The organism is Microbacterium sp. 69-7 (assembly GCF_001897985.1).
GTDB lineage: Bacteria > Actinomycetota > Actinomycetes > Actinomycetales > Microbacteriaceae > Microbacterium > Microbacterium laevaniformans.
This window is the reverse complement of record NZ_MKRU01000006.1, coordinates 1-20,989: the sequence shown is the minus strand read 5'-3', so window position 1 is coordinate 20,989 and position 20,989 is coordinate 1. Positions and strand designations below refer to the sequence as shown.

Annotated in this window: 20 protein-coding genes; 9 read left to right on the top strand and 11 right to left on the bottom strand. The window is 68.3% G+C overall.

The window, feature by feature from the left end; genetic code table 11:
* Nucleotides 1–122 precede the first annotated feature (122 nt).
* Nucleotides 123–1,562, bottom strand: a complete 1,440-nt coding sequence (locus BGN98_RS00765; RefSeq protein ID WP_288118830.1) for a CCA tRNA nucleotidyltransferase — start codon at nt 1,560–1,562, stop codon at nt 123–125.
* A gap of 39 nt (nt 1,563–1,601) precedes the next feature.
* Nucleotides 1,602–3,149: a DUF7059 domain-containing protein gene (locus BGN98_RS00760; RefSeq protein WP_288118828.1), complete on the bottom strand. Its 1,548-nt coding sequence runs from the start codon at nt 3,147–3,149 to the stop codon at nt 1,602–1,604.
* A gap of 156 nt (nt 3,150–3,305) precedes the next feature.
* Between BGN98_RS00760 and BGN98_RS00755 the strand changes: the two genes are divergently transcribed.
* From BGN98_RS00755 to trxA, 4 genes are all read left to right on the top strand, one after another.
* Complete coding sequence (locus tag BGN98_RS00755) at nt 3,306–5,531, top strand: DUF6049 family protein (protein ID WP_288118825.1); 2,226 nt, start codon at nt 3,306–3,308, stop codon at nt 5,529–5,531.
* Entirely contained in the window at nt 5,524–7,134 is a 1,611-nt protein-coding gene (gene murJ, locus BGN98_RS00750) for a murein biosynthesis integral membrane protein MurJ (protein ID WP_288118822.1), read from the top strand. The genes BGN98_RS00755 and murJ overlap by 8 nt, the downstream gene beginning before the upstream one ends.
* An 83-nt stretch (nt 7,135–7,217) precedes the next feature.
* Complete coding sequence (gene trxB / locus BGN98_RS00745) at nt 7,218–8,198, top strand: thioredoxin-disulfide reductase (RefSeq protein WP_288118819.1); 981 nt, start codon at nt 7,218–7,220, stop codon at nt 8,196–8,198.
* A gap of 98 nt (nt 8,199–8,296) precedes the next feature.
* Complete coding sequence (trxA, locus tag BGN98_RS00740; RefSeq protein ID WP_005054661.1) at nt 8,297–8,620, top strand: thioredoxin; 324 nt, start codon at nt 8,297–8,299, stop codon at nt 8,618–8,620.
* A 58-nt stretch (nt 8,621–8,678) separates the two neighbouring features.
* Here the strand turns inward: trxA and BGN98_RS00735 are convergent, their stop codons facing one another.
* The 9 genes from BGN98_RS00735 to rpmH all read right to left on the bottom strand — a co-directional run bounded on the left by BGN98_RS00735 (nt 8,679) and on the right by rpmH (nt 15,195).
* Nucleotides 8,679–9,020, bottom strand: coding sequence for a hypothetical protein (locus BGN98_RS00735; protein ID WP_036288880.1), 342 nt, complete (start codon nt 9,018–9,020; stop codon nt 8,679–8,681).
* A gap of 9 nt (nt 9,021–9,029) precedes the next feature.
* The gene (locus BGN98_RS00730) at nt 9,030–10,061 is read right to left on the bottom strand and encodes a ParB/RepB/Spo0J family partition protein (RefSeq protein WP_288118812.1); all 1,032 of its coding nucleotides are present in this window, start codon (nt 10,059–10,061) and stop codon (nt 9,030–9,032) included.
* On the bottom strand, nt 10,061–10,996 hold the full coding sequence (locus BGN98_RS00725; protein ID WP_016463839.1) for a ParA family protein: 936 nt from the start codon (nt 10,994–10,996) through the stop codon (nt 10,061–10,063). The genes BGN98_RS00730 and BGN98_RS00725 overlap by 1 nt, the downstream gene beginning before the upstream one ends.
* 1,004 nt (nt 10,997–12,000) lie before the next feature.
* The gene (rsmG, locus tag BGN98_RS00720) at nt 12,001–12,654 is read right to left on the bottom strand and encodes a 16S rRNA (guanine(527)-N(7))-methyltransferase RsmG (RefSeq protein WP_061683305.1); all 654 of its coding nucleotides are present in this window, start codon (nt 12,652–12,654) and stop codon (nt 12,001–12,003) included.
* Nucleotides 12,655–12,659: 5 nt separating this feature from the next.
* A complete protein-coding gene (locus BGN98_RS00715) occupies nt 12,660–13,166 on the bottom strand; it encodes a Jag family protein (RefSeq protein WP_036288871.1) in 507 nt (168 codons plus the stop codon).
* A gap of 28 nt (nt 13,167–13,194) precedes the next feature.
* Nucleotides 13,195–14,322 carry a membrane protein insertase YidC gene (gene yidC / locus BGN98_RS00710; protein ID WP_288118806.1) on the bottom strand — a complete coding sequence of 376 codons (1,128 nt, stop codon included), beginning with the start codon at nt 14,320–14,322 and terminating at the stop codon, nt 13,195–13,197.
* 3 nt (nt 14,323–14,325) lie between these two features.
* Nucleotides 14,326–14,736 carry a membrane protein insertion efficiency factor YidD gene (gene yidD / locus BGN98_RS00705; RefSeq protein WP_502687800.1) on the bottom strand — a complete coding sequence of 137 codons (411 nt, stop codon included), beginning with the start codon at nt 14,734–14,736 and terminating at the stop codon, nt 14,326–14,328.
* On the bottom strand, nt 14,709–15,047 hold the full coding sequence (gene rnpA, locus BGN98_RS00700; RefSeq protein ID WP_036288867.1) for a ribonuclease P protein component: 339 nt from the start codon (nt 15,045–15,047) through the stop codon (nt 14,709–14,711). Before rnpA ends, yidD begins: the two co-directional genes overlap by 28 nt.
* 10 nt (nt 15,048–15,057) lie before the next feature.
* Nucleotides 15,058–15,195 (bottom strand): 50S ribosomal protein L34, encoded by a 138-nt coding sequence (rpmH, locus tag BGN98_RS00695; RefSeq protein WP_005054680.1) that lies wholly within the window; start codon nt 15,193–15,195, stop codon nt 15,058–15,060.
* 327 nt (nt 15,196–15,522) lie between these two features.
* Here rpmH and dnaA point away from each other — a divergent pair, with 327 nt between their 5' ends.
* From dnaA to BGN98_RS00670, 5 genes are all read left to right on the top strand, one after another.
* A complete protein-coding gene (gene dnaA, locus BGN98_RS00690) occupies nt 15,523–16,941 on the top strand; it encodes a chromosomal replication initiator protein DnaA (RefSeq protein WP_036288864.1) in 1,419 nt (472 codons plus the stop codon).
* Between the two features lie 466 nt (nt 16,942–17,407).
* The gene (dnaN, locus tag BGN98_RS00685) at nt 17,408–18,550 is read left to right on the top strand and encodes a DNA polymerase III subunit beta (RefSeq protein ID WP_005054684.1); all 1,143 of its coding nucleotides are present in this window, start codon (nt 17,408–17,410) and stop codon (nt 18,548–18,550) included.
* Nucleotides 18,551–18,611: 61 nt separating this feature from the next.
* On the top strand, nt 18,612–19,820 hold the full coding sequence (gene recF / locus BGN98_RS00680; protein WP_288118794.1) for a DNA replication/repair protein RecF: 1,209 nt from the start codon (nt 18,612–18,614) through the stop codon (nt 19,818–19,820).
* Entirely contained in the window at nt 19,813–20,298 is a 486-nt protein-coding gene (locus BGN98_RS00675; protein ID WP_005054691.1) for a DciA family protein, read from the top strand. Before recF ends, BGN98_RS00675 begins: the two co-directional genes overlap by 8 nt.
* A gap of 123 nt (nt 20,299–20,421) precedes the next feature.
* Nucleotides 20,422–20,989: ATP-binding protein (locus BGN98_RS00670; RefSeq protein ID WP_288118788.1), on the top strand; the 568-nt coding region annotated here is incomplete at its 3' end.

The window sequence follows — 20,989 nt, the reverse complement described above, 5'->3', positions numbered from 1 at the left end:
GGTGAGGAGGTGCCGTCAGTCTAGATCGCGAGCCACCAAGATTGCCCCGAGCCGCCAAGATTCAACGCGCCAGAGCATGGCGACTCGGCACGAACGTGGCGGCTCGCGGAGGGGAAGAGGGGTCAGCGGGCGTCCCACCAGGCACGCAGGCGCTGCTCGGCGGCGTCCGCGCCGATCGGGCCCTCGTCCAGGCGCACCTCCAGCAGGAAGCGGTACGCCTCGCCGACCTCGCGGCCGGGCGGGATGCCGAGGATCTCCTGGATCCGGTTGCCGTCGAGCTCGGGGCGGATGGCGGCGAGCTCCTCCTGCGAGGCGAGCTCGTCGATGCGCCACTCGATGTCGTCGTACGCCCGTCGCAGCCGCGTGGCCTTCTTCGCGTTGCGGGTGGTCACGTCGGCGCGGGTGAGGATGTGAAGCCGCTCGAGCTGATCCCCGGCATCCCGCACGTAGCGCCGCACCGCCGAGTCGGTCCAGGCGCCCTCGGCGTACCCGAAGAAGCGCAGGTGCTGCTCGATGAGCTGCGTGACCGCGGCGATCGTATCGCCGTCGAAGCGCAGCGCCTGCAGGCGCTTGCGCGCCAGGCGCGCACCCTTGACGTCGTGGTGGTGGAAGCTCACGCCGCCGCCCGGCTCGAGCCGTCGCGTCGCGGGCTTGCCGATGTCGTGCAGCAGCGCGGCCAGCCGCAGCGTCGTATCGGGCGCCGCCCCCGGATGCCGGGCGTGCTCCAGCTCGATGGCCTGGCGCAGGACCGTGAGCGAGTGCTCGTAGACGTCCTTGTGGTGGTGGTGCTCGTCCACTTCCAGCCGCAGTGCGGGCACCTCGGGGAGGATCTCGCCCATCAGGCCCGTCTCGACGAGGATGCGGATGCCGCGCACCGGATCGTCGGTGGAGAGAAGCTTCACGAGCTCGGCCTGCACACGCTCGGGGCTGACGATCGCGATCGTCGCGCGCAGGCGCTCCATGGCCTCAAGGGTCGCCGGCGCGACCTCGAACTCGAGCTGACTGGCGAACCGGGCGGCGCGCAGCATGCGGAGGGGATCGTCGCCGAAGCTGACGTCGGGGTCGCCCGGGGTGCGCAGGACGCCCGCGATGAGATCCTCGACGCCGCCGGTCGGGTCGACCAGGGCGGGCACGGGCAGACGCAGCGCCATGGCGCCGACGGTGAAGTCGCGACGGGCGAGGTCGTCGTCGAGGCTGTCACCGAACGCGACGGTGGGCTTGCGTGTGAGCCCGTCGTAGCTGTCGGCGCGGTAGGTGGTGATCTCGACCTGCTCGGAGGTGCCGGAGGGGCCCGGCATCTTCGCGCCGATCGTGCCGAACGCCCGACCGATGTCCCACGTCGCGGTCGCGAGGGGCTTGACGATCCGCAGGATGTCGTCGGGGCGGGCGTTGGTGGTGAGGTCGAGGTCGTGGGTCGGGCGACCCAGCAGCGCGTCGCGCACCGGACCGCCGACGATCGCCAGTTCGAACCCGGCCTGGGCGAACGCGGCGCCGAGGGTCGCCATGATCGGCGAGGTCGCGAGCGACCCGAGCCGGTCGAGGCCTTCGGCCATGTTGAGCATGGTTTCCAGCCTACCGGCGCACCCTCGCCGCCCCCGGGGTCACGCCAGCCGCAGCATCCCGATGAAGACGAGCTCGCGCACCCGCGGCAGCAGATCGGCACGCAGGGCCGCGGCATCCACTTCGAGCAGCTCCGCGATCGCATCGGAGAGCTGGCCCACGGTGAGCTCACCGTCGGAGGCCCCGACGAGAGCGGCGAGGGCGGGGTCGACCTCGAGGGTGCGCCCGAGACCGCCGCCCTGGCGCAGTTCGATGACGCTCGGGGCTTCGGCGCCGGGCAGATGATGACGCGCCTCGGTGACGTCGTCGGCGACGATGGTGCGGGCGGCGGCGAGGGCCGCGTCGTCGACCTGCTCGAGGGTGTCGAAGGCGGCGAGCGCGGCGCCCAGGTGCGCACCGAGGGCGCCGTCCTCGGGCAACGGGTGCGTGATGCGCTCGTAGCGGGCCAGCGCGGGAATCGCGGATGCCGGGCGCCGCAGCAGCAGGTAGCCGAACCCGACCGCATCGACCTCGCGGGCGGCGAAGTCGGCGAGCCACGCGTCGACGAGCGCGCCGTAGCCCGCCGTCCCCGGCGCGGTGCCGCCGTCGCGTACCCAGAGTTCGGCGTAGGCGAGGGGGTCGAGACGTTCCCGCTCGATGACCCAGGCTTCCAGCGGCACCGGCGAGGCGGCGACCCATTCACGGACGCGCTGCAGACCGTCCTTCCCCGCGCGGTACTCCCAGTTGCCCAGCAGCTGCGCGGTGCCGCCCGGCGCGAGCACCGCGCCGACCCCCGACACGAAGGCTGCGACGAGGTCGTCGCCGGCGTACCCGGCGTCGCGGTACTCGTATTCCGGCACGCCCGCGACGCGCGGCGTGATGACGAACGGCGGGTTCGAGACGACACGGTCGAACTGCTCACCTGCGACCGGTTCGAAGAGGCTGCCGCGACGGGTGTCGATGCCCTCCACCTCGTTGAGCAGCGCATTGATGCGGGTGAACTCCAGGGCGCGCGGCGAGACGTCCGTGGCGACGATCGTCGGCGGGGCGGGCTGAGTGCCCAGGGCGAGGTGGGCGCGCAGGGCCTGGATGCCGCAGCCCGTGCCGACGTCGAGAACCCGCCCGGCGGGCGTGGTCAGCTGCAGACCGGCGAGTGTGAGGGAGGCACCCCCCACGCCGAGGACGTGGCCCGTGGGCAGCGGCCCCCCGAGCGCGGCCTCGTCGAGGTCGCTGGCGATCCACCATTCGGCGTCGTCGGGAGCGCCCGCGACGTCCTGGGGACGCACGAGAACCGCCGGCGCGACGGCATCCCCGTCGATCCGCGCGAAGCCGAGGTCGACCAGCCCCTGTGCTCCGAGCATCGGCAGGGCGCGTGCGACGGCAGCACGGTCGGTCGCCACCCCGAGGTGCAGCAGGCGCGCGAGGGCGGCGAGCGCGTCACTGCGCGGTGCCAGGGCCGCCAGCGCCGGTCCGTGCAGCCCGTGGCCGACAGCGGTGTCGGCGACCGGGCCCCACAGCGATCTGACGGCGTCGGCGCGGTAGCCGGCGGCGGCGAGGTCGCGGCGCAAGGCGCTGATGAGCGCGGGGTCGGGGTTCAAGGTGGGCTCCACAGCATCCCATCCTCACGCACGCCGGTGCGGGACGCCGCACTCGGCGAGGCGACGGATCGCGGCGATCGCGGCCGGTCACGGGCTGCCCACAGCACGAGGACCCTAGAATCACAGCTGATCGTGCGGTCAGGCATCGCACAGGAGCCGATTCCCGCTATGACTGTGTCTTTCCCCGCCGCCGCGCGCCGACCTCCCAACGGAGTGCGCGGCCGTCGTCGTCGCACGATCATCGGCGCGGCGCGGCGAGGGCTGCGAGCCGCCGTGCTGCTCGCGGCGTCGGCCGGGATGGCGCTCGCGATCGTCGCCGCCCCCGCGCCGGCCCCTGCGGATGCCGCGACCGGTGCCCCGCAGCCCTCCGCAACTCCGAGCGCCACCGACGCCGCGGATGCCGCAAACCTGTCGGTCGTCGTCGCCCCGGCCGGCAACGGCGTGGTCAGCACGACGGTCGTCTCCGTCGCGGTCGCCGTCTCCAACACCGGCGACGCCACGGCGGCGAGCGGAACGATGACCATCGCGCTGAGCCGATCGCCGCTGGCCACCAGCGCCGAGGTGACGAGCTGGCTCGACGCCCAGACGGTCGCCGACACGACCGTCGCCTCCGTACCGGTCACCGCCGTCGTCGCGCGCGGGACCGCGACGGCGACAGCGGCGGTCGATCTCGGCGCGCTGGGCGCGCTCGCCCCCGGGGTCTACCCGCTGAGCGCCGCGTACTCCTCCCCGACCACCGGCACACAGCCGCTCGTCGCGCACAGCGTGCTGACCGTGCCCGATGCCGCGTCCGCCGCGAGCGGTGTCGGCGTCGTCGTGCCGATCACCGCTCCGCCGACCACCACCGGCCTGCTCAGCGCGGACGACCTGAAAGCGCTCACCGCCGACGACGGAGCCCTGCGCACGCAACTGAACGCCGTGACCGGTACGCCGGCGATCCTCGCCGTCGACCCTGCGATCCCCGCGGCCATCCGCGTCCTGGGCTCGTCCGCACCGGCATCGGCGCGGCAATGGCTCGCCGACCTGCTGGCTCTGCCCAACTCCCGCTTCGCTCTGCAGTTCGGTGATGCCGACCTCGCCACGCAGATGGCCGCCGGCCTTCCCGCGCCTCTGCGCGTCTCCACCCTCGATCCCTTCATGTCGGCGCGGAACTTCACCTCCACCGCCGTGGCCGCCGGCGCAAGCCCCACAGCGACCCCCGCGCCCGACGGGCGCACGCTGCCCACCCTCGACCAGCTGCTCGACATCGGCACGGCGCGCGCCAATGTCTTCTGGCCCGCGACGGGCTGGGCCACCGCGGGTGTCGTCGCCGCACTGCAGAACGCGCCGGGCGCCTCCGGCTCGACCGAGCCCGCTGCGATCACGCTCGTGGGCACGAGTGCTCTCAGCGGTGCCGTCGGGGCACGAGCGGATGCCGCGGGCGCCGGCATCCTCGCCTACGACGACGGCGCCTCGAGTGCGCTGCGCACCGCCTCGCTCGCCTCCGACCCCGTGCACCAGGGTGCCGGTCTCGCGGCCGCCTCCGCCTACGCGAGCGTCGCCACACGGGGTGCCGCCGCCTCCGCGCCGCTGCTCGTCGTCGTCGACCGTGCGACCGGACGGTCCGCGACGGGCCTGCGGGCGGCGATCACGGCGGCATCCTCACTGGCCGGGCGCACGCCGTGGGATCTGGATGCACTGCTGGCGGCCCCGGCGGCGTCCGTCTCCGTCACCGGCGGCACGGCGGATGATCCGACACGTGTCGACGCGCTCCGCGATCTGCTCGACCAGGAGAACCGCGTCGCCGCGTTCGCCACCGTGCTCGCCGATCCGACGCTTCTCACCGCGCCCGATCGGGCGGAGATCCTCCAATTGATGGGGAACGTGTGGCGGGCGGCTCCCGACCAGTTCGCCAGCGCACTGTCGGATCATCGCGATGCGACGAGCACGACCCTGGGGTCCGTGGCGATCGTGCCCCCGAGCGACATCACACTGCTGGCCTCGTCGGCGCCGCTCACCTTCTCGGTGCGCAACGACCTGCCGTGGCCGGTCACACTGACCCTGACCGCCGCCCCCAACGACCCGCGCCTGATCGTGCAGAAGACGGCGGACGTATCCGTGGGCGCGGCCCAGAGCACCCGCGTGCTGGTTCCGGTGCAGGCGCGGGTGGGAAGCGGCGAGTCGACGCTCGACCTGCAGCTGCGCAGTTCGGCCGGCGTGGAGATCGGCCCCCGAGTGCGCGTCGCCATCTCGGTGCGCGCCGAGTGGGAGTCGGTCGGCATCGTCGTCATGTCGGTGCTCATCGGCGCGATGCTCGTGCTCGGCATCGTCCGCACGGCGCGCAAGATGCGCCGCCGCCGCATCGCCGCCGCCACCGCGGCGCACAACCCCCAGACAGAGGACGTCGATGGCTAATCTCGGTCGCGCGAGCGCCATCATCGGAGCGGGAACGCTGTTCTCGCGCGCCGCCGGACTGGTGCGCTCTCTCGTGCTCGTCGCCGTGATCGGCTCGTACGGCAGTAAGGCCGCCGACGCCTTCAGCATCGCGGCGCAGCTGCCGACGAACGTGTACGAGCTCCTCGCCGCCGGTGTGATCACCGGCATCCTCGTCCCGCAGATCGTGAAGGCCGCCGCGCACAGCGACGGCGGCTCGCGGTACGTGTCGAAGCTGCTGACCCTCGGTAGCGTCGTGCTGGTCGCGGCAACGGCCCTCATGATGGCGCTGGCGCCCGCGCTGATCTGGCTCTATACGGACGGATGGAACGGCACCCAGAAGGGTCTCGCCGTCGCCTTCGCCTCCTGGCTGCTTCCGCAGCTGCTGTTCTACGGGCTGTTCGCGCTCCTGGGCGAAGTTCTCAACGCTCGCAAGGTCTTCGGCCCCTACAGCTGGGCTCCGACCGTGAACAACCTGGTCTCGATCGCCGGGTTCGGGGTGTTCCTCCTGGTCTTCGGGGGTCCCTTCACCGCCGTCGCGGACTGGGATGCCGGAATGATCGCGCTCCTCGGCGGAACCGCCACGCTGGGCATCGCGATGCAGACGTTCGTGCTCCTGCTGTTCTGGAAGCGCACGCGGCTGCACATCCGACCCGACTTCGGATGGCGTGGCATCGGCCTCCGACACGTCGGCACGCTCGCATGGTGGACGTTCCTCGCCGTGGTCGTCGGCCAGCTCGCGGGAATCGTGCAATCCCGCGTCGTCACACAGGCGTCCGGCGAGGCGAGCGTCACCGTCATGGTCTACGCGTGGCTCATCTTCATGCTCCCGCACTCGATCGTCGCGATGTCGATCTCGACCACGTACTTCACGCGGCTCGCCGAGGAGGTCGCCGCAGGGCGGCTCGATCGCGTCGCTCCCAACCTCGACGAGTCCATCCGCGCCATCGCGCTGTTCGGGTTCGGATTCACGGCCGCGATCGGCGCGGCATCCGTCCCACTCTCCCGCGTGTTCACGACCGACTCCGACGGTGCGGTCCCGATGGCGTGGGTGCTCTGCGGCTACCTCATCGCGCTGGTGCCGTTCGGTGTGCTGCTGATCATCCGCCGGGCGTTCTTCGCCTTCCAGGACACCCGCACGCCGTTCGTCTTCTCTTTCGTGCAGGCCGCCCTCGCCGCCCTCGGCGCCGCAGTCGCGGCGGTCGCGGTCGCAGCGGGACTGCTGCCGTTGGCCTTCCTCGCCGCCACCGTCGCCTTCACGCAGTCGCTCTCGACGTACGTGCAGCTGCCGGTCGCGCTGCGCCTGCTGCGCCGACACACCGACACGACCGCTCTGCGCACGACGTGGAGGGCGCTCGGCCGCTTCGCCGTCGCCGCCGTCCCCGCGTTCGGCGCGGGATGGGCCGTGTTCCTGCTGGTGGGTGGACCTGCGGGCTGGACCGTGTCCGACCGCCTGCTCGGTGCGATCGGCGGCGGCCTCGTGGGCGCGGCGTCGCTGGTCGTCTACATCGCCGCTCTGGCGCTGCTGCGCACCCCTGAGCTCGCGATCGCGGGCCGACTCGTGCGACGCCTCACCGGCCGCTGACCGACGGCGCGGAATGCCGCGCGGTTAGCATGGGTTGCACGCACTGGAGCCCGACAGGGGCTCGTGCGGAAAGGGAAGAGCACGTGCGACAGGTCATCATCATCGGTTCCGGCCCGGCCGGATTCACCGCCGCCATCTACGCGGCGCGGGCGAACCTCTCCCCCCTGCTCATCGCGAGCTCGGTCGAGGCCGGCGGCGAGCTCATGAACACCACCGAGGTGGAGAATTTTCCCGGATTCCCCGAGGGCATCATGGGTCCCGACCTCATGGCGAAGATGCAGGAGCAGGCGGAGAAGTTCGGCACCGAGGTCGTCTACGACGATGTCGTGAAGCTCGAGCTCACCGGCGACGTCAAGAAGATCGTGCTCGGCAGCGGTGCCGAGCACGAGGCCGAGAGCGTCATCTTCGCGACGGGTTCCGCCCCGCGAAAGATCGGTATCGAGGGCGAGTCGCGACTGTCCGGTCACGGAGTGTCGTATTGCGCGACGTGCGACGGCTTCTTCTTCCGCGAGCAGGCCATCGCTGTCGTCGGCGGCGGCGACTCCGCGATGGAGGAAGCGACCTTCCTCACGAAATTCGCCTCGAAGGTGTACGTCATCCACCGTCGCTCGGAGCTGCGCGCCTCCAAGATCATGCAGGAGCGAGCCTTCGCGAACGAGAAGATCGAGTTCGTGTGGAACAGCGAGGTCGTCGACGTCCTCGGTGGCGATGCGGTCTCGGGACTGCTGCTGCGCGACACGGTCGACGGCACTGAGCGCGAACTGGCTGTGACCGGAGTCTTCGTCGCGATCGGCAACGACCCGCGCACCCATCTCGTGCACGATTCGCTGCGACTGACCGAGCACGGCACCATCTGGGTGGACGGCCGCTCCTCGCGCACCTCGGTGCCCGGGGTCTTCGCCGCCGGTGATGTGGTCGACCCGATCTATCGCCAGGCGGTCACGGCTGCCGGCAGTGGTACCGCCGCCGCCCTCGACGTCGAGCACTACCTCGCCGCCCGCGGCGATGCCGGAGCTCCTGAGAAGGATGCCGCCGAGATCGACGGCCTCGAAGACGCCGCCTGACCGAGCCCGTGCGTGCGGAGTCGGGAACATCCCGGCATCCCCCCGCGTTTCACACACCGGAGCCGAAAGAACCGCGGCTCACAACGAAGGAGACAGACATGACCGCCAAGGCCACGAGCGAGAGCACCTGGCAGCAGGACGTCATCGACGCTGAGGGACCCGTCCTCGTCGACTTCTGGGCCGCCTGGTGCGGTCCGTGTCGCATGGTCGGACCCATCCTCGACGAGATCCAGTCGGAGAACGGCGAGAAGATCACGGTCCTCAAGCTCAACGTCGACGAGAACCCCAACCTCGCCATGGAGTACCAGATCACCTCCATCCCGGCGATGAAGGTGTTCAACAAGGGCCAGGTCGAGAAGACGATCATCGGCGCCAAGCCGAAGTTCGCCCTCGAGCAGGACCTCGCCGCCTACCTCGGCTGAGCACTCCTCAGCCCGCGGCCGCCCCGCGCGGCACCCAAGCACTGACCCGCACCGGCGTTCAGGATGCTTCGGCTCGCACCGACGCGTCCCAACGCCGGTGCGGTTCGCTTCCCAGCAGGCGCCACACCGCCCGCGTCAGCGGCGGGTACTGCAACGCGATCTGTCGCAGCACCCGGTAGTTACGCGACGCCGTCGGCTTGTTGCCGCCGTCGGAGGCGATGTTCTCCGCCCGCAGGGTGAGCACGACGAGCTCGTCGACCGACGGCAGATCTTCCATGAAGTCCCACGGGTCCTCGCCGTCGCGGATGCGCTCCTCGACGAGCACAGCCAGCTCGTCCGCCGCTTCGGCGCGCAACAGCTCCAGGCTGGCGCGACGCGGGAGCGAGGGGTCGTCTTTCACCCCTCCAGCCTACGCGCCGCTTGCGGCGCCGTACCCGTCCTCACCGAGCTCACCGAGGATGCGGTTGAGATCCTGAACGGTGGCGAAATCAATGTTGATCTGGCCTTTTCTTGCCGTCAACGTGATCTTCACCTTCGTGTTGAGACGGTCACCGAGGCGCTCGGCGACGTCGTCGAGGTGCGCGCGACGTGCCCCCGCCTTGGGCGCGATCCGACGTGAGCCCGCGTCCGCGATGCCCTTCGCGACGGCTTCCGCGGCACGCACGGAGAGATCCTCGTTGATGATCTTGTCGGACAGTCGCTGCATCGCGTCGGCGTCATCCAGCGAGAGGATCGCGCGTGCGTGACCTGCGCTGATGACGCCCGCCGCGACGCGCTGCTGCACCGGCATGGGCAACTTCAAGAGTCGGATCGTGTTGCTGATCTGCGGCCGCGACCGACCGATGCGCGTCGCCAGCTGCTCCTGCGTGATGCCGAAGTCCTCGAGCAACTGGAGGTACGCCGACGCTTCTTCGAGCGGGTTCAGCTGCGAGCGATGCAGGTTCTCCAGCAGCGCGTCGCGCAGCAGGTCCTCGTCGGCGGTCTCCCGGACGATCGCAGGGATCGACGTCAACCCGGCCTCACGAGAGGCACGCGTGCGACGCTCCCCCATGATGAGCTCGTATTTGCCCTCGTCGTTGAGACGGACGACGACCGGCTGCAGCACTCCGAACTCGCGGACGCTGTGCACCAGCTCCGCGAGATCGTCGGGATCGAAGTTCGTGCGCGGCTGGCGGGGGTTGGGAACGATGTCGTTCGGGTCGATCGTGATCAGTCGCGCCCCCGGCACCGCCACGAGCTCGGCTTCGTCACCCACGGCGGATGCCGCGGCATCCGAGTCTGCGACACCGGAGACCTGTGCATCGCGCGACTCGACGGTCGCGGCCTCAGCCGCGGCAGATGACGCACCGGGGAAGAAGACGTCGACGGGACGCGCCTCTGCACTGTCACCGGTGGGGATGAGTGCGCCGATTCCGCGGCCGAGACCGGTACGTTTCGCCATCAGGAGTTCTCCTCGTTCGCGGGGGCGCGCTGAGCGCGTTGGACCAGTTCTACCGCCGCTTCGCGATACGACACGGCACCGGCCGACTGGCCGTCGTACGCGATGACCGTCTGTCCGAAGCTCGGCGCCTCCGAGACGCGCACCGAGCGGGGAATGACTGTCCGCAGCACCTCCTGCGGAAAGTGCTGGCGCACCTCATCGGCGACCTGCTGAGCAAGGCGCGTGCGGCCGTCGTACATCGTCAGAAGGATCGTCGAAAGGTGCAGGCGGGGGTTCAGGTGCTTCTGGATCATGCGGACACTCCCCAGAAGCTGGCTCAGACCCTCGAGCGCGTAGTACTCGCACTGAATGGGGATCAGCAGCTCGCTCGCGGCGGTGAAGGCATTGATGGTGAGCAGTCCCAGCGAGGGGGGGCAGTCGATGAGGACGATGTCGATGCGTTCCGACGTGGTGGCGAGGAAATCGTCGAGCGCCGTGCGCAGGCGGTGCTCGCGCGCCACCTGCGACACGAGTTCGATCTCTGCTCCGGCGAGGTGGATCGTGCTGGGAGCGCACAGCAGATTCGGCGACTCCGGGCTGACCTGGATGATGTCAGCGAGGGGGAACTCGTCGATGAGCACGTCGTAGACGCTGGGGATGTCGGCGGAGTGTGGCACACCCAGCGCCGTGGACGCGTTTCCCTGCGGGTCGAGATCAATCACCAGAACACGCGCTCCGAGCGATGCCAGCGCGGCCGCGAGGTTCACGGTAGTCGTCGTCTTTCCGACGCCGCCCTTCTGGTTCGATACCGTGAAGACGCGCGTGGCGCCCGTGAACTCGACGTCGACGGCATCCAACGCCTTCCGGCGCGACGTGAGGTCGGCGAGTTCGCGAGCGATCGGGCTGTCGTCGATGGAGAAGGGTGCGGGTGCGGTCGCGTTCTCCGATTCCGGCACCATCAACTCCTGTCTTTTCGGGACTCCTCTACTGTAGTCGAGGCGTCCGACGCGGCGGTCCCCGGGGGCCTCATCCGAGCATGTTTCACGTGAAACGAAGGGCTGCGCGTGACGTGGGTGCTGTTCGACGCACAGTGGGCGCTCCACTGACACCGCGCCGTCTCGTTGTGTTTCACGTGAAACAGTGGCGTCTACTCACGGCCCACCGGAACTCGGGCATGCGCGCGTCTCGGTCACCGCGCCCGCAGCTTCTGAGACGAGACGCGAGCGCGGCCCGTTCGACGCGGACAGTCTGCACGTCCACCTGCGCAGCGGTCCTCAGGTGACCACGCTCATGTTTCACGTGAAACCGACGTGAGACAACGTGCGGCGGGTCCGATGCGCCGACGAGTCCGGAACAGTGGGCACGCGTTACACCATCAGGCCCTGGGTGTCAGCCCCGTTCGATCGCCCGACCTGCTCTCACTCCGTAACGTCGACGCCATCGAGATGCCGGGCTCAATGACGCGCAGGGGGATGCCGCGCTCCGTACCCCTGGGGCCGACGTCGGGCCTTGGCGCCGGGGCAGGAATCTCTGGCCGCAGCTCTCACCCGGTCGGCTCGTCATGAGCCGTGCGACGACAGAGCTCGTCGAACCCCAGCAGGCCTCCCGACGAAGTCGCCCGGGTATCGCCCCCATGATGACGCCGACGGTGACCATCGCCACCACCCAACGGTGATCGGCATGCCGATCACCGTCCCGATTGCGCCTCACCCCGGGGATCCCTCGCGTACACCTCGGCGTGGGAGCCTCATCGTGCGCGCGAACCCGTATGCACTCGAAACCGGCGTGTGCAGGATGTATCGCATCGGCGACGCGAGCACCCGTCGTCGTCCAGGCGGCACCGTCCAAAGAGACCAGCTCAGTGCGTCGATGCTTCACGTGAAACGATCACCACGCCGTCACGGGCAGATCCCGCGCGGGTGTTTCACGTGAAACAGTAGCGCCGAACAGTGTGCAATGCTCACGCAGCCCGTGTCGCGCGAAGGACGCGGGTGGGCTCAGCGATGATCCCCTCGCCGACCGTCTCAACGCGCACATCGGTCAGCTTGTAGCGACGAATCACCTTCTCCGCGGCCGCGATCTCATTCTCCGCATTGGCGCCCTTGAGCAGCACGAGTTCGCCCCCCGAGCGCAACAGGGGAGCGGTCAGCGGGATCAGTGTGCGCAGCGCGCTCACCGCACGCGCCGTCACGGCGTCGAGAACGGGGCCACCGGTCCACTCCTCGCCACGCGCGCGCACTACCTCGACATTGTCCAGACGGAGCTGCGCTGTCTGTTCCTCGAGCCACGCCACCCGTCGCTCCATAGGCTCAACAAGCACCCACTGCACATCCGGGCGCGCAATAGCGAGCACCAGACCCGGAAGGCCGGCCCCCGACCCCACATCCGCCACGCGTCCACCGGTCGGGAAGAGCGGCGCTGCAATCGCGGAATTGAGGATGTGGCGGTTCCACAGCCGAGGAGGTTCGAGCGGACCGATCAGCCCGCGCTCTTCGCCGTGTGCCGCAAGGGCGGCCGCGAATTGGCGGGCGAGGGGGAGTCGGTCGCCGAACACGACGAGAGCAGACGCTGGTTCTGTCTCGACCCCGGTTGTTTCACGTGAAACGTCGTCCATGGGTGTCAGGCGCGACGGATCACCGTGTGACGGTCGGCGCCGTCGCCGTACGACTCGGACACCAAGCCCCGGTCAGCGACGATGTCATGCACGAGCTTTCGTTCGTAGCTCGTCATCGCCGGAAGCGATGCCTGGGACGCACCCTCGTCCAGTCGCGCGATGGCACGATCGACGAGCTTTTCCAGTTGGCGCTGGCGTGCGTCACGAGAACCGCCGACGTCGAGAATCAGCCGCGAGAAGCGACCGGTCTTCGTCTGCACCGCGATGCGCACGAGCTCCTGCAGCGCCTGCACCGTGTCAGGCTCCGAGAGCAACCGCAGCGCGTCGGCATCATCGTTCTCGACCGACACATACGCACGGCCGGCACGCACATCGAGTGCCAGGTCACCATCGATGTCAGCGATGTCGAGAAGTGCCTCCAGGTAGTCGGCCGCGATGTCGCCTTCCTGCTCGAGTTGCTCGGTGGTCGCGGCGGGACGCTCGGCGGCGTCACTCTCGGAAGTAGTGCTCATGAGGGTCCTCGGAGGATTGACGATTCGATCAAGAATCGGTGGTGGGCTTGTTCTTCGGCTGCTGCGACTGCTTCTTCGCTCGCTGCTTGCTCACCGGCTGCTGCCGCTTGGGAGCTTCAGCCTTCGCCTTCTGCGCCTCTTCGTAGAGGCGCAGCTGTTCGGCCTGGTACTTCTCCAGCGGCACGATCTTTCCCTGTGCGTCGATGGCCTTGCCCTTGCGCGCAAGGCGCTCTTCGCGAGCCTTGGCCGCCTCGGAGCCGGGCGTGGGGAGGTTTCGAATCACGAGGAACTGCTGCACCATTGTCCAGATGTTCGAGGTGAACCAGTAGAGCACCACCCCCAGGGGGAAGAAGATGCCCGAGAAGATGAAGGCGAGCGGCAGGATGTAGAGCATGATGCGCTGCATCTGGTAGGCCTGGCCGGTCTTGGCCTCGGGGGAGAGGTTCTTCGAGATGATCTGCAGCTGGGTGATGAACTGCGACGCGATCATCAGCACCACGAGGACGATCAGGATCGCGACCGTTGCTTCCCAGCCGGACGGCTTCTGATTGATGGCCTCGACCAGGCTGGTGTGCAGCGGCGCGACACCGAAGAGTTTCGCCTCATAGAACTGCCACGTGAGGTCCTTGCTCAGAAGCCCCACGCCTCCCACGCCCCATTCGGCGTGCTTCTTCACATCGCTGAGCGTGTAGAACATGCCGAGAAGGATGGGCATCTGCACCAGCAACGGCAGACAGCTCGACACGGGCGTCGTGCCGTGCTTCTTGTACAACGCCATCGTCTCGCGGCTCATCGCCTCACGCGAGAGCTGATCTTTCTTGCCGCGGTACTTCTCCTGAACTTTTCGCAGTTCAGGAGCGATTTCCATCATCTTGCGCTGACTCTTGATCTGACGCACGAAGAGAGGAATGAGGGCGCTGCGAACGACGATCACGAGCCCCATGATCGACAGCACCCAGGTGAGTCCGGCGTCGGCCTCGAGACCGATGGACGTGAAGATCCAGTGCCAGAACACGAGGATCGCTTCGACGATCCACTTGAACGGCCACATGATGGTGCTGAAGAAGTCGAGGCTCGACGACGGCGCGGGTGTGGTCGGCGTCGGCACGACGGGGGTCGGCGTCGCCGCAGCGGCGGCGTAGAGAAGATCCAGCACGGATCAGTCCTTTCTCGGCGACGCGTCGGATGACGCCTCGTCTGTGGGTGGCACGACGAAGCCGAAGCGGGTCAGCTCGTGTCGGAAGTTCGCGTGCAGGGGCACATCATCGATTCCACCATGAGCCCACGGGTGACAGCGTGCGAGGCGGGCGGCCGTGAGGGCCGAGCCCTTGACGAGACCATGCTGCTGCACCGCTCCGACCGCATAGGCAGAGCAGGAAGGGTAATACTTGCAGACGTCGCCGTACAGGTGGGAGATCGTCGCGCGATAGCCGTGCAGAAGAACGAGGCCTGCATTGCGCGGCAACAGGGGGATGGACGCCAGTACACCGGATGCCGTGAGGTGTCCGGTGCCGAGGGAGTACGAGGGCAGCGTCGTCGTACTCACGCGGCGGCCCGTCGTGCCAGGCATCGGGTGACCTCGTCGCGCAGCTGCGCGAAATCCGCGGTCGCGGCACTCGGAAGCGCGCGGATGACGACGTCCGCACCGGGGCGGACATCGTCCATCGCCTGTGCACACACGGCCTTCAGGCGTCGACGAACGGTGTTGCGGACGACAGCGCCGCCCACCTGCTTGCTCACGATGAAGCCGAAGCGCGGCGGGCGGTCCTCCGTCGACGTCGTCACATACGTCACGGTGTGCGGCGCGGCACAGCGGACACCCCTGCGGACGACGGTCTTGTACTCCGCCCCGCGGGTGATGCGGTTCCCGCGCGCCAGCACTTTTGTCGGATCAGGCGGAAAGCTCGGTGCGACCCTTGGCGCGGCGCGCCGACAGGATCGAACGACCGGCACGCGTACGCATGCGGGCGCGGAAGCCGTGCTTCTTGGCGCGGCGGCGGTTGTTGGGCTGGAACGTGCGCTTGCTCATGAGGATCACTCCGGATCGGCGGTCACCCGAACGCTCTAGACCGGGGACACGGGGTACAGGGACTGTCCAAGAGCGTCCGAGGGCGCCCCAGGGCATAAGTCAACCGACTAAGGCTACGTCGAGAACCACAAGAACTCAAACCGAGCGACCCGGACGGATCATTATCCGCCGACTGTGGATAGCGTGTGGTGAAGACACGCGGGCCGGATCTACAGTGGATTTTGCTCCTCGCGGGGTCGCTGACTACCGTGACTGCGATAGTTATCCACAGGTTCGATCATCGTCGATGTCGCCCTGTCCCGCACCGATCGCACCCCCGGAGGGGACATGTCACAGCACGAGATTCCAGATGTCCCTGTCTGGGCCGCCGTGCTGGAAGAGCTCTCCGGAGACGAGCGCGTCACTCCACAGCTGCAGGGCTTCATCAATCTCGCCGTCGCCCAGGGCGTCATGAGCGGCACCCTCTATCTGGACGTTCCCAACGACCTCACCGCGGCTCAGCTCAACAAGCGTCTGCGGGCTCCCATCATGGAGGCTCTGGCTCGCGTGGACGCGGAGCCGGCGGCATCCTCGTTCCGCGTCGTGGTCAACCCCGAGCTCGCCGATGCGCACCTCACGGTGCCGGTGCCTGTTCAATCCGCCTCCGCGCCGGTGCCCATCGCCCGACCCGCTGCCGAAGACTACGCCGAGACGGCGGCCTCGCCCTCGCGCAATGACACGCGCCTGAATCCGAAGTACAGCTTCGACAACTTCGTCATCGGTCAGTCCAACCGCTTCGCGCACGCGGCGGCCGTCGCCGTCGCGGAGGCGCCGGCGAAGGCGTACAACCCGCTCTTCATCTACGGCGACTCCGGGCTGGGAAAGACCCACCTTCTGCACGCGATCGGCGACTACGCCCTCAGCCTGTACACCGGCATCCGTGTGCGATACGTGTCCAGCGAAGAGTTCACCAACGACTTCATCAACTCGATCGCCAACAACCGCGGCTCCGCTTTCCAGGCGCGCTACCGCGATGTCGACATCCTCCTGATCGACGACATCCAGTTCCTCCAGGGAAAGGCCGAGACGCAGGAGGCCTTCTTCCACACCTTCAACACGCTCCACGACCACGACAAGCAGGTCGTCATCACGAGCGATGTGCCGCCGCGCCACCTCACCGGCTTCGAAGACCGCATGCGCAGCCGCTTCGAGTGGGGCCTCATCACCGATGTGCAGGCGCCCGACCTCGAAACCCGCATCGCCATCCTGCGCAAGAAGGCCCAGTCCGAACGCCTTCTGGTGCCCGACGAGGTCCTCGAATACATCGCCACGAAGGTCTCGAGCAACATCCGTGAGCTGGAAGGCGCGCTGATCCGGGTGTCTGCGTTCGCGAGCCTGAACCGCTCGACGCTCGACATCTCACTCGCCCAGACCGTCTTGCGCGACATCGTCGACACCGACGACGCCAACGTCATCTCGCCGACCGACATCATCACGGCGACAGCGCAGTACTTCCGGCTGTCGGTGGACGATCTCTACGGTTCCAGTCGATCGCAGTCGATCGCAACGGCACGGCAGATCGCCATGTATCTGTGCCGCGAGCGCACGAGCCTCTCCCTCCCCAAGATCGGCCAGCTCTTCGGCAATCGCGATCACACCACAGTGATGTACGCGTACAAGAAGATCAGCGAGTTGATGAAGGAGCGGCGCTCCATCTACAACCAGGTGTCGGAGATCACGACGCAGCTCGGCCGCGTCGGCCGCTGAGCGCTCGCTGCGCTGGCCTCCGAGAAGACCCCCGGTGTCGTCACCGGGGGTCTTCTCGCGCAGATCGTCCTTGACAGGCTCACACAGGCGGCGCCAATATACGCGTTCTGCACAATGTGGACAGGCTGTGGATAACTCGGCATCCCGGTGGACTCTTGTGAGTCGATGACGCTGTCCTGTGGATGACGTGAGGGCCACAACGGCGACGGAGCTCATGTCGCTCACCGACTCTCCGCAGGCCGCCCACAAGTTACACGCGTGTGGTTTCCCTGTCGCGACTGGGATCGGTCGAGTTCTCCACAGTTTCCACAGCCGTTAACACCATGACAAAGAACTTCATCTAGGAATCCGATTCGATCACCTCGTCGGTGCCGACCGTGCGGACTCGGCACGAGGATGCCGGGTCAATCCGGTCGGATCGTGGCACTAGCATGGGAGAGCCCTACTCGACGTCAAGGGAGCGCCAGTGAAGTTCCACGTGAATCGCGATGTTTTCAGCGAGGCCGTGTCGTTCGTTGTCAAGCTCCTGCCGCAGCGCAACCCGCAGCCGATCCTGGCCGGTGTGCTGATCGAAGCATCCGAAGATGGCCTGTCGCTCGCGGCTTTCGACTACGAAGCGTCGGCGCGTACGACCATCGAAGCGACGGTCGATGAGCCCGGCACGATCCTCGTGCATGGACGACTGCTGTCGGAGATCGCCAGCCGTCTGCCCAACGCGCCGATCCAGATCGAGGTCGGCGAGGACGACGGCATCGTGCTCACGTGCGGATCCGCACGATTCACGCTCGCGTCGATGCCCGTGCAGGAATACCCGGCGATTCCCGAGGTCTCCGGTGAGTCGGGACTCGTCCCGGCGGAGGACTTCGCCACCGCGATCGCCCAGGTGGCCTTCGCCGCGTCCCGTGACGACGTCACCCCGGTTCTCACCGGTGTCCAGCTCGAGGTGGCCGGCAACGAGCTCAGCCTCGTGGCGACCGACCGCTATCGCGTCGCACTGCGCGACGTGAAGTTCGACGGCGGCGGTGTCGCGAGCGAGGAATCGACGACAGCACTGGTTCCCGCGCGCACTCTCACCGAAGTCGGAAAGACGTTCGCGCACTCCGGTGACATTCAGATCGCCTTCTCGGGATCCGGAGATCGCGAGATCATCGCTTTCACCGCGGGCAACAAGACCGTGACCTCGCTGCTGATCAAGGGCAACTTCCCGCCGGTGCGCCGCCTGTTCCCCGAGCAGACGGACCACTACGCGGTCGTCAACACCGCTGAGCTGGCCGAAGCCGTGCGTCGCGTCGCCCTCGTCCTGGATCGCTCGGCCCCGCTGCGTTTCACGTTCACCGAAGACGGCGTCTCGATGGACGCGTCGGGCACCGAGCAGGCGCGCGCGACCGAGTCGGTCGATGCGACCCTCACCGGCGAGGACGTGACGCTGGGACTGAACCCGCAGTACCTCCTCGAAGCCCTCGGCGCGGTCAAGAGCGAGTTCGCGCGCATCACCTTCACCTCCAGCGACAACGCCAACAAGCTCAGCCCGGTGCTGATCACCCCGCAGACGTCGGGCACGCCGGAGAGCTTCAAGTACCTGCTGCAGCCGAACCTGCTGCTGCGCTGATCGGCTTCCGCCGGCTCGAGCGGGGCCCCGAAGCGTCGGCACCGCCGAATAGGCTGGGTCGGTGATCGTGGAGCAGCTCAGCCTCGTCGACTTCCGCAACTATGCGGCCGCCGACGTCTCGCTGGATGCCGGCGCCAATGTCTTCGTCGGCCGCAACGGTCAGGGCAAGACAAACCTCGCCGAAGCGATCGGGTTCTTCGCCACACTGGGATCGCATCGGGTGTCGCAGGATGCTCCCATGGTGCGCGACGGAGCGGACGCGGCGATCGTGCGCATGCGGCTCGCGTATGGCGAGCGGCGAGTGATGCTCGAGGCGCAGGTGAACAGAACCGGCAGCAACAAGGCGCGCGTCAACGGCTCGTCGGTGAAGACGTCGGAGCTTCCGCGATACGCCCAGGTCGTCCTCTTCGCACCCGAGGATCTTCAGATCGTCCGATCCGACCCGTCTGCGCGGCGTCGTTTCGCCGATCAGCTGCTCATTCAGCGCGCACCGCGCATGGCGGGAGTGCTGTCGGACTACGATCGGGTGCTCAAGCAGCGGACGGCGCTGCTGAAGTCCGCGCGTGCGCGCGGCATCCGCGGGCAGGGCCTGTCGACCCTGGAGGTCTGGGACGACAAGCTCGTCCAGCTCGGCACCGACGTGATCCGCGCACGACTCGCCCTCGTCGACGACCTGGCCGGCCCCGTCTCGCGGGCGTACACGGCGATCGCCGGAGCCGACCATCGCCCGGAGATGGAATGGATGCTCTCGATCGGCGGAACCGACCCCGACGACGACGGTGTCGAGGCCGTCGACGGTGCGCCATCGTCCCTGCGCGGACTCGGCGCCGAGGACATCCAGCGCATCTTCCGCGAGCAGCTCGTCGTGATGCGGGCATCCGAGCGGGAACGTGGGCTGACGCTGGTGGGCCCGCATCGCGATGACCTGCTGCTGCGTGTGCGCGGTCTGCCGGTCAAGGGCTACGCGTCGCACGGCGAATCGTGGTCGGTCGCCCTCGCACTGCGTCTCGCCTCGGCCGAACTGCTCCGCGCGCAGTCCCAGCTGGGCGATCCGGTGCTGATCCTCGACGACGTGTTCGCCGAACTCGACGCCGACCGCCGTTCGCGCTTGGCAGGCCTCGTCGAAGGCTACGAGCAGGTGGTCGTCACGGCCGCCGTCGAGGAGGATGTGCCCGCCGCGCTGCGCGCGCGGACGGTGTGCGTCGTCGCCGGCACGATCGTGGCCGCCGACGCCGACGGCGACGGTGATGCGGAGGTCGACGATGAGTGACGACGTTCCGGAGACGATCGGCACCTACCTGCGCTTGCGTGGCCTGGAGCCGTCCCCCCGTACGGCGCGTCGCCGCAAGAAGCGCGCGCTCGATGACGACGACAAGCAGCCCTTCGCTCCCGGTCGCGATCCCAAGGGCGTCGCGGACGTGCTGTCCGATCTCACCCGTCAGTCCGGATGGGACGCGCAGCTGGCGCGGGAGGATCTCGTCCTGCAGTGGACGGATGTCGCCGGCGAGGAGACCGCCCGCCACGCGCATCCGGTCGCCCTCGCCGATGGGCTTCTGACCGTGCAGTGCGACTCGACGGCCTGGGCGAAGAACCTCCAGTTGATGCGCGCGGAGATCGTGACGCAGCTGATGAGGCGGTTCCCGGATGCCGGGGTGCAGAATGTCCGATTCGTGGGGCCGGACGTCCCCTCATGGAAATGGGGCCCCAGAGCCGTTCCAGGGCGGGGTCCTCGCGATACCTACGGTTGAAGAGGGTCCGGGGGCATCCGGAACGATTTCAGGGCGCCACAGGGGCCTTCTCCGGACTTTCGGCAGCCGTGTGGGGGTAGAATGAGACGTCTCTGATCGACCATCCAGGAGCGCTCGAAACCTATGACGTCCGATACCCCCGACAGCGTTCCTCAGGAACTTCCTCCGAAGCAGTCACAGAAGGTCGAGAACGAGTACGGGGCCGACGCCATCCAGGTGCTCGAAGGCCTCGAGGCGGTGCGCAAGCGTCCCGGCATGTACATCGGTTCCACCGGTGAGCGCGGCCTCCACCACCTCGTCTACGAGATCGTCGACAACTCCGTCGATGAGGCCCTCGCCGGCTATTGCGACACCATCACGGTCACGATCCTCGAAGACGGCGCGATCCGCGTGGTCGACAACGGCCGCGGCATCCCCGTCGACATCCACAAGGCCGAGGGCAAGTCGACCGTCGAGGTCGTGCTGACGGTGCTGCACGCCGGCGGCAAGTTCGGCGGTGGCGGCTACGCGGTCTCGGGCGGTCTGCACGGTGTGGGCTCCTCCGTCGTCAACGCACTGTCGACGCGGCTGGATGTCGAGGTGCGCCGGCAGGGACACGTGTGGCGTCAGTCGTTCCGCGACGGCGGTGTGCCGCAGGCGCCGCTGAGCCAGGACGAAGCCACGGAGGAGACCGGCACGACCATCACGTTCT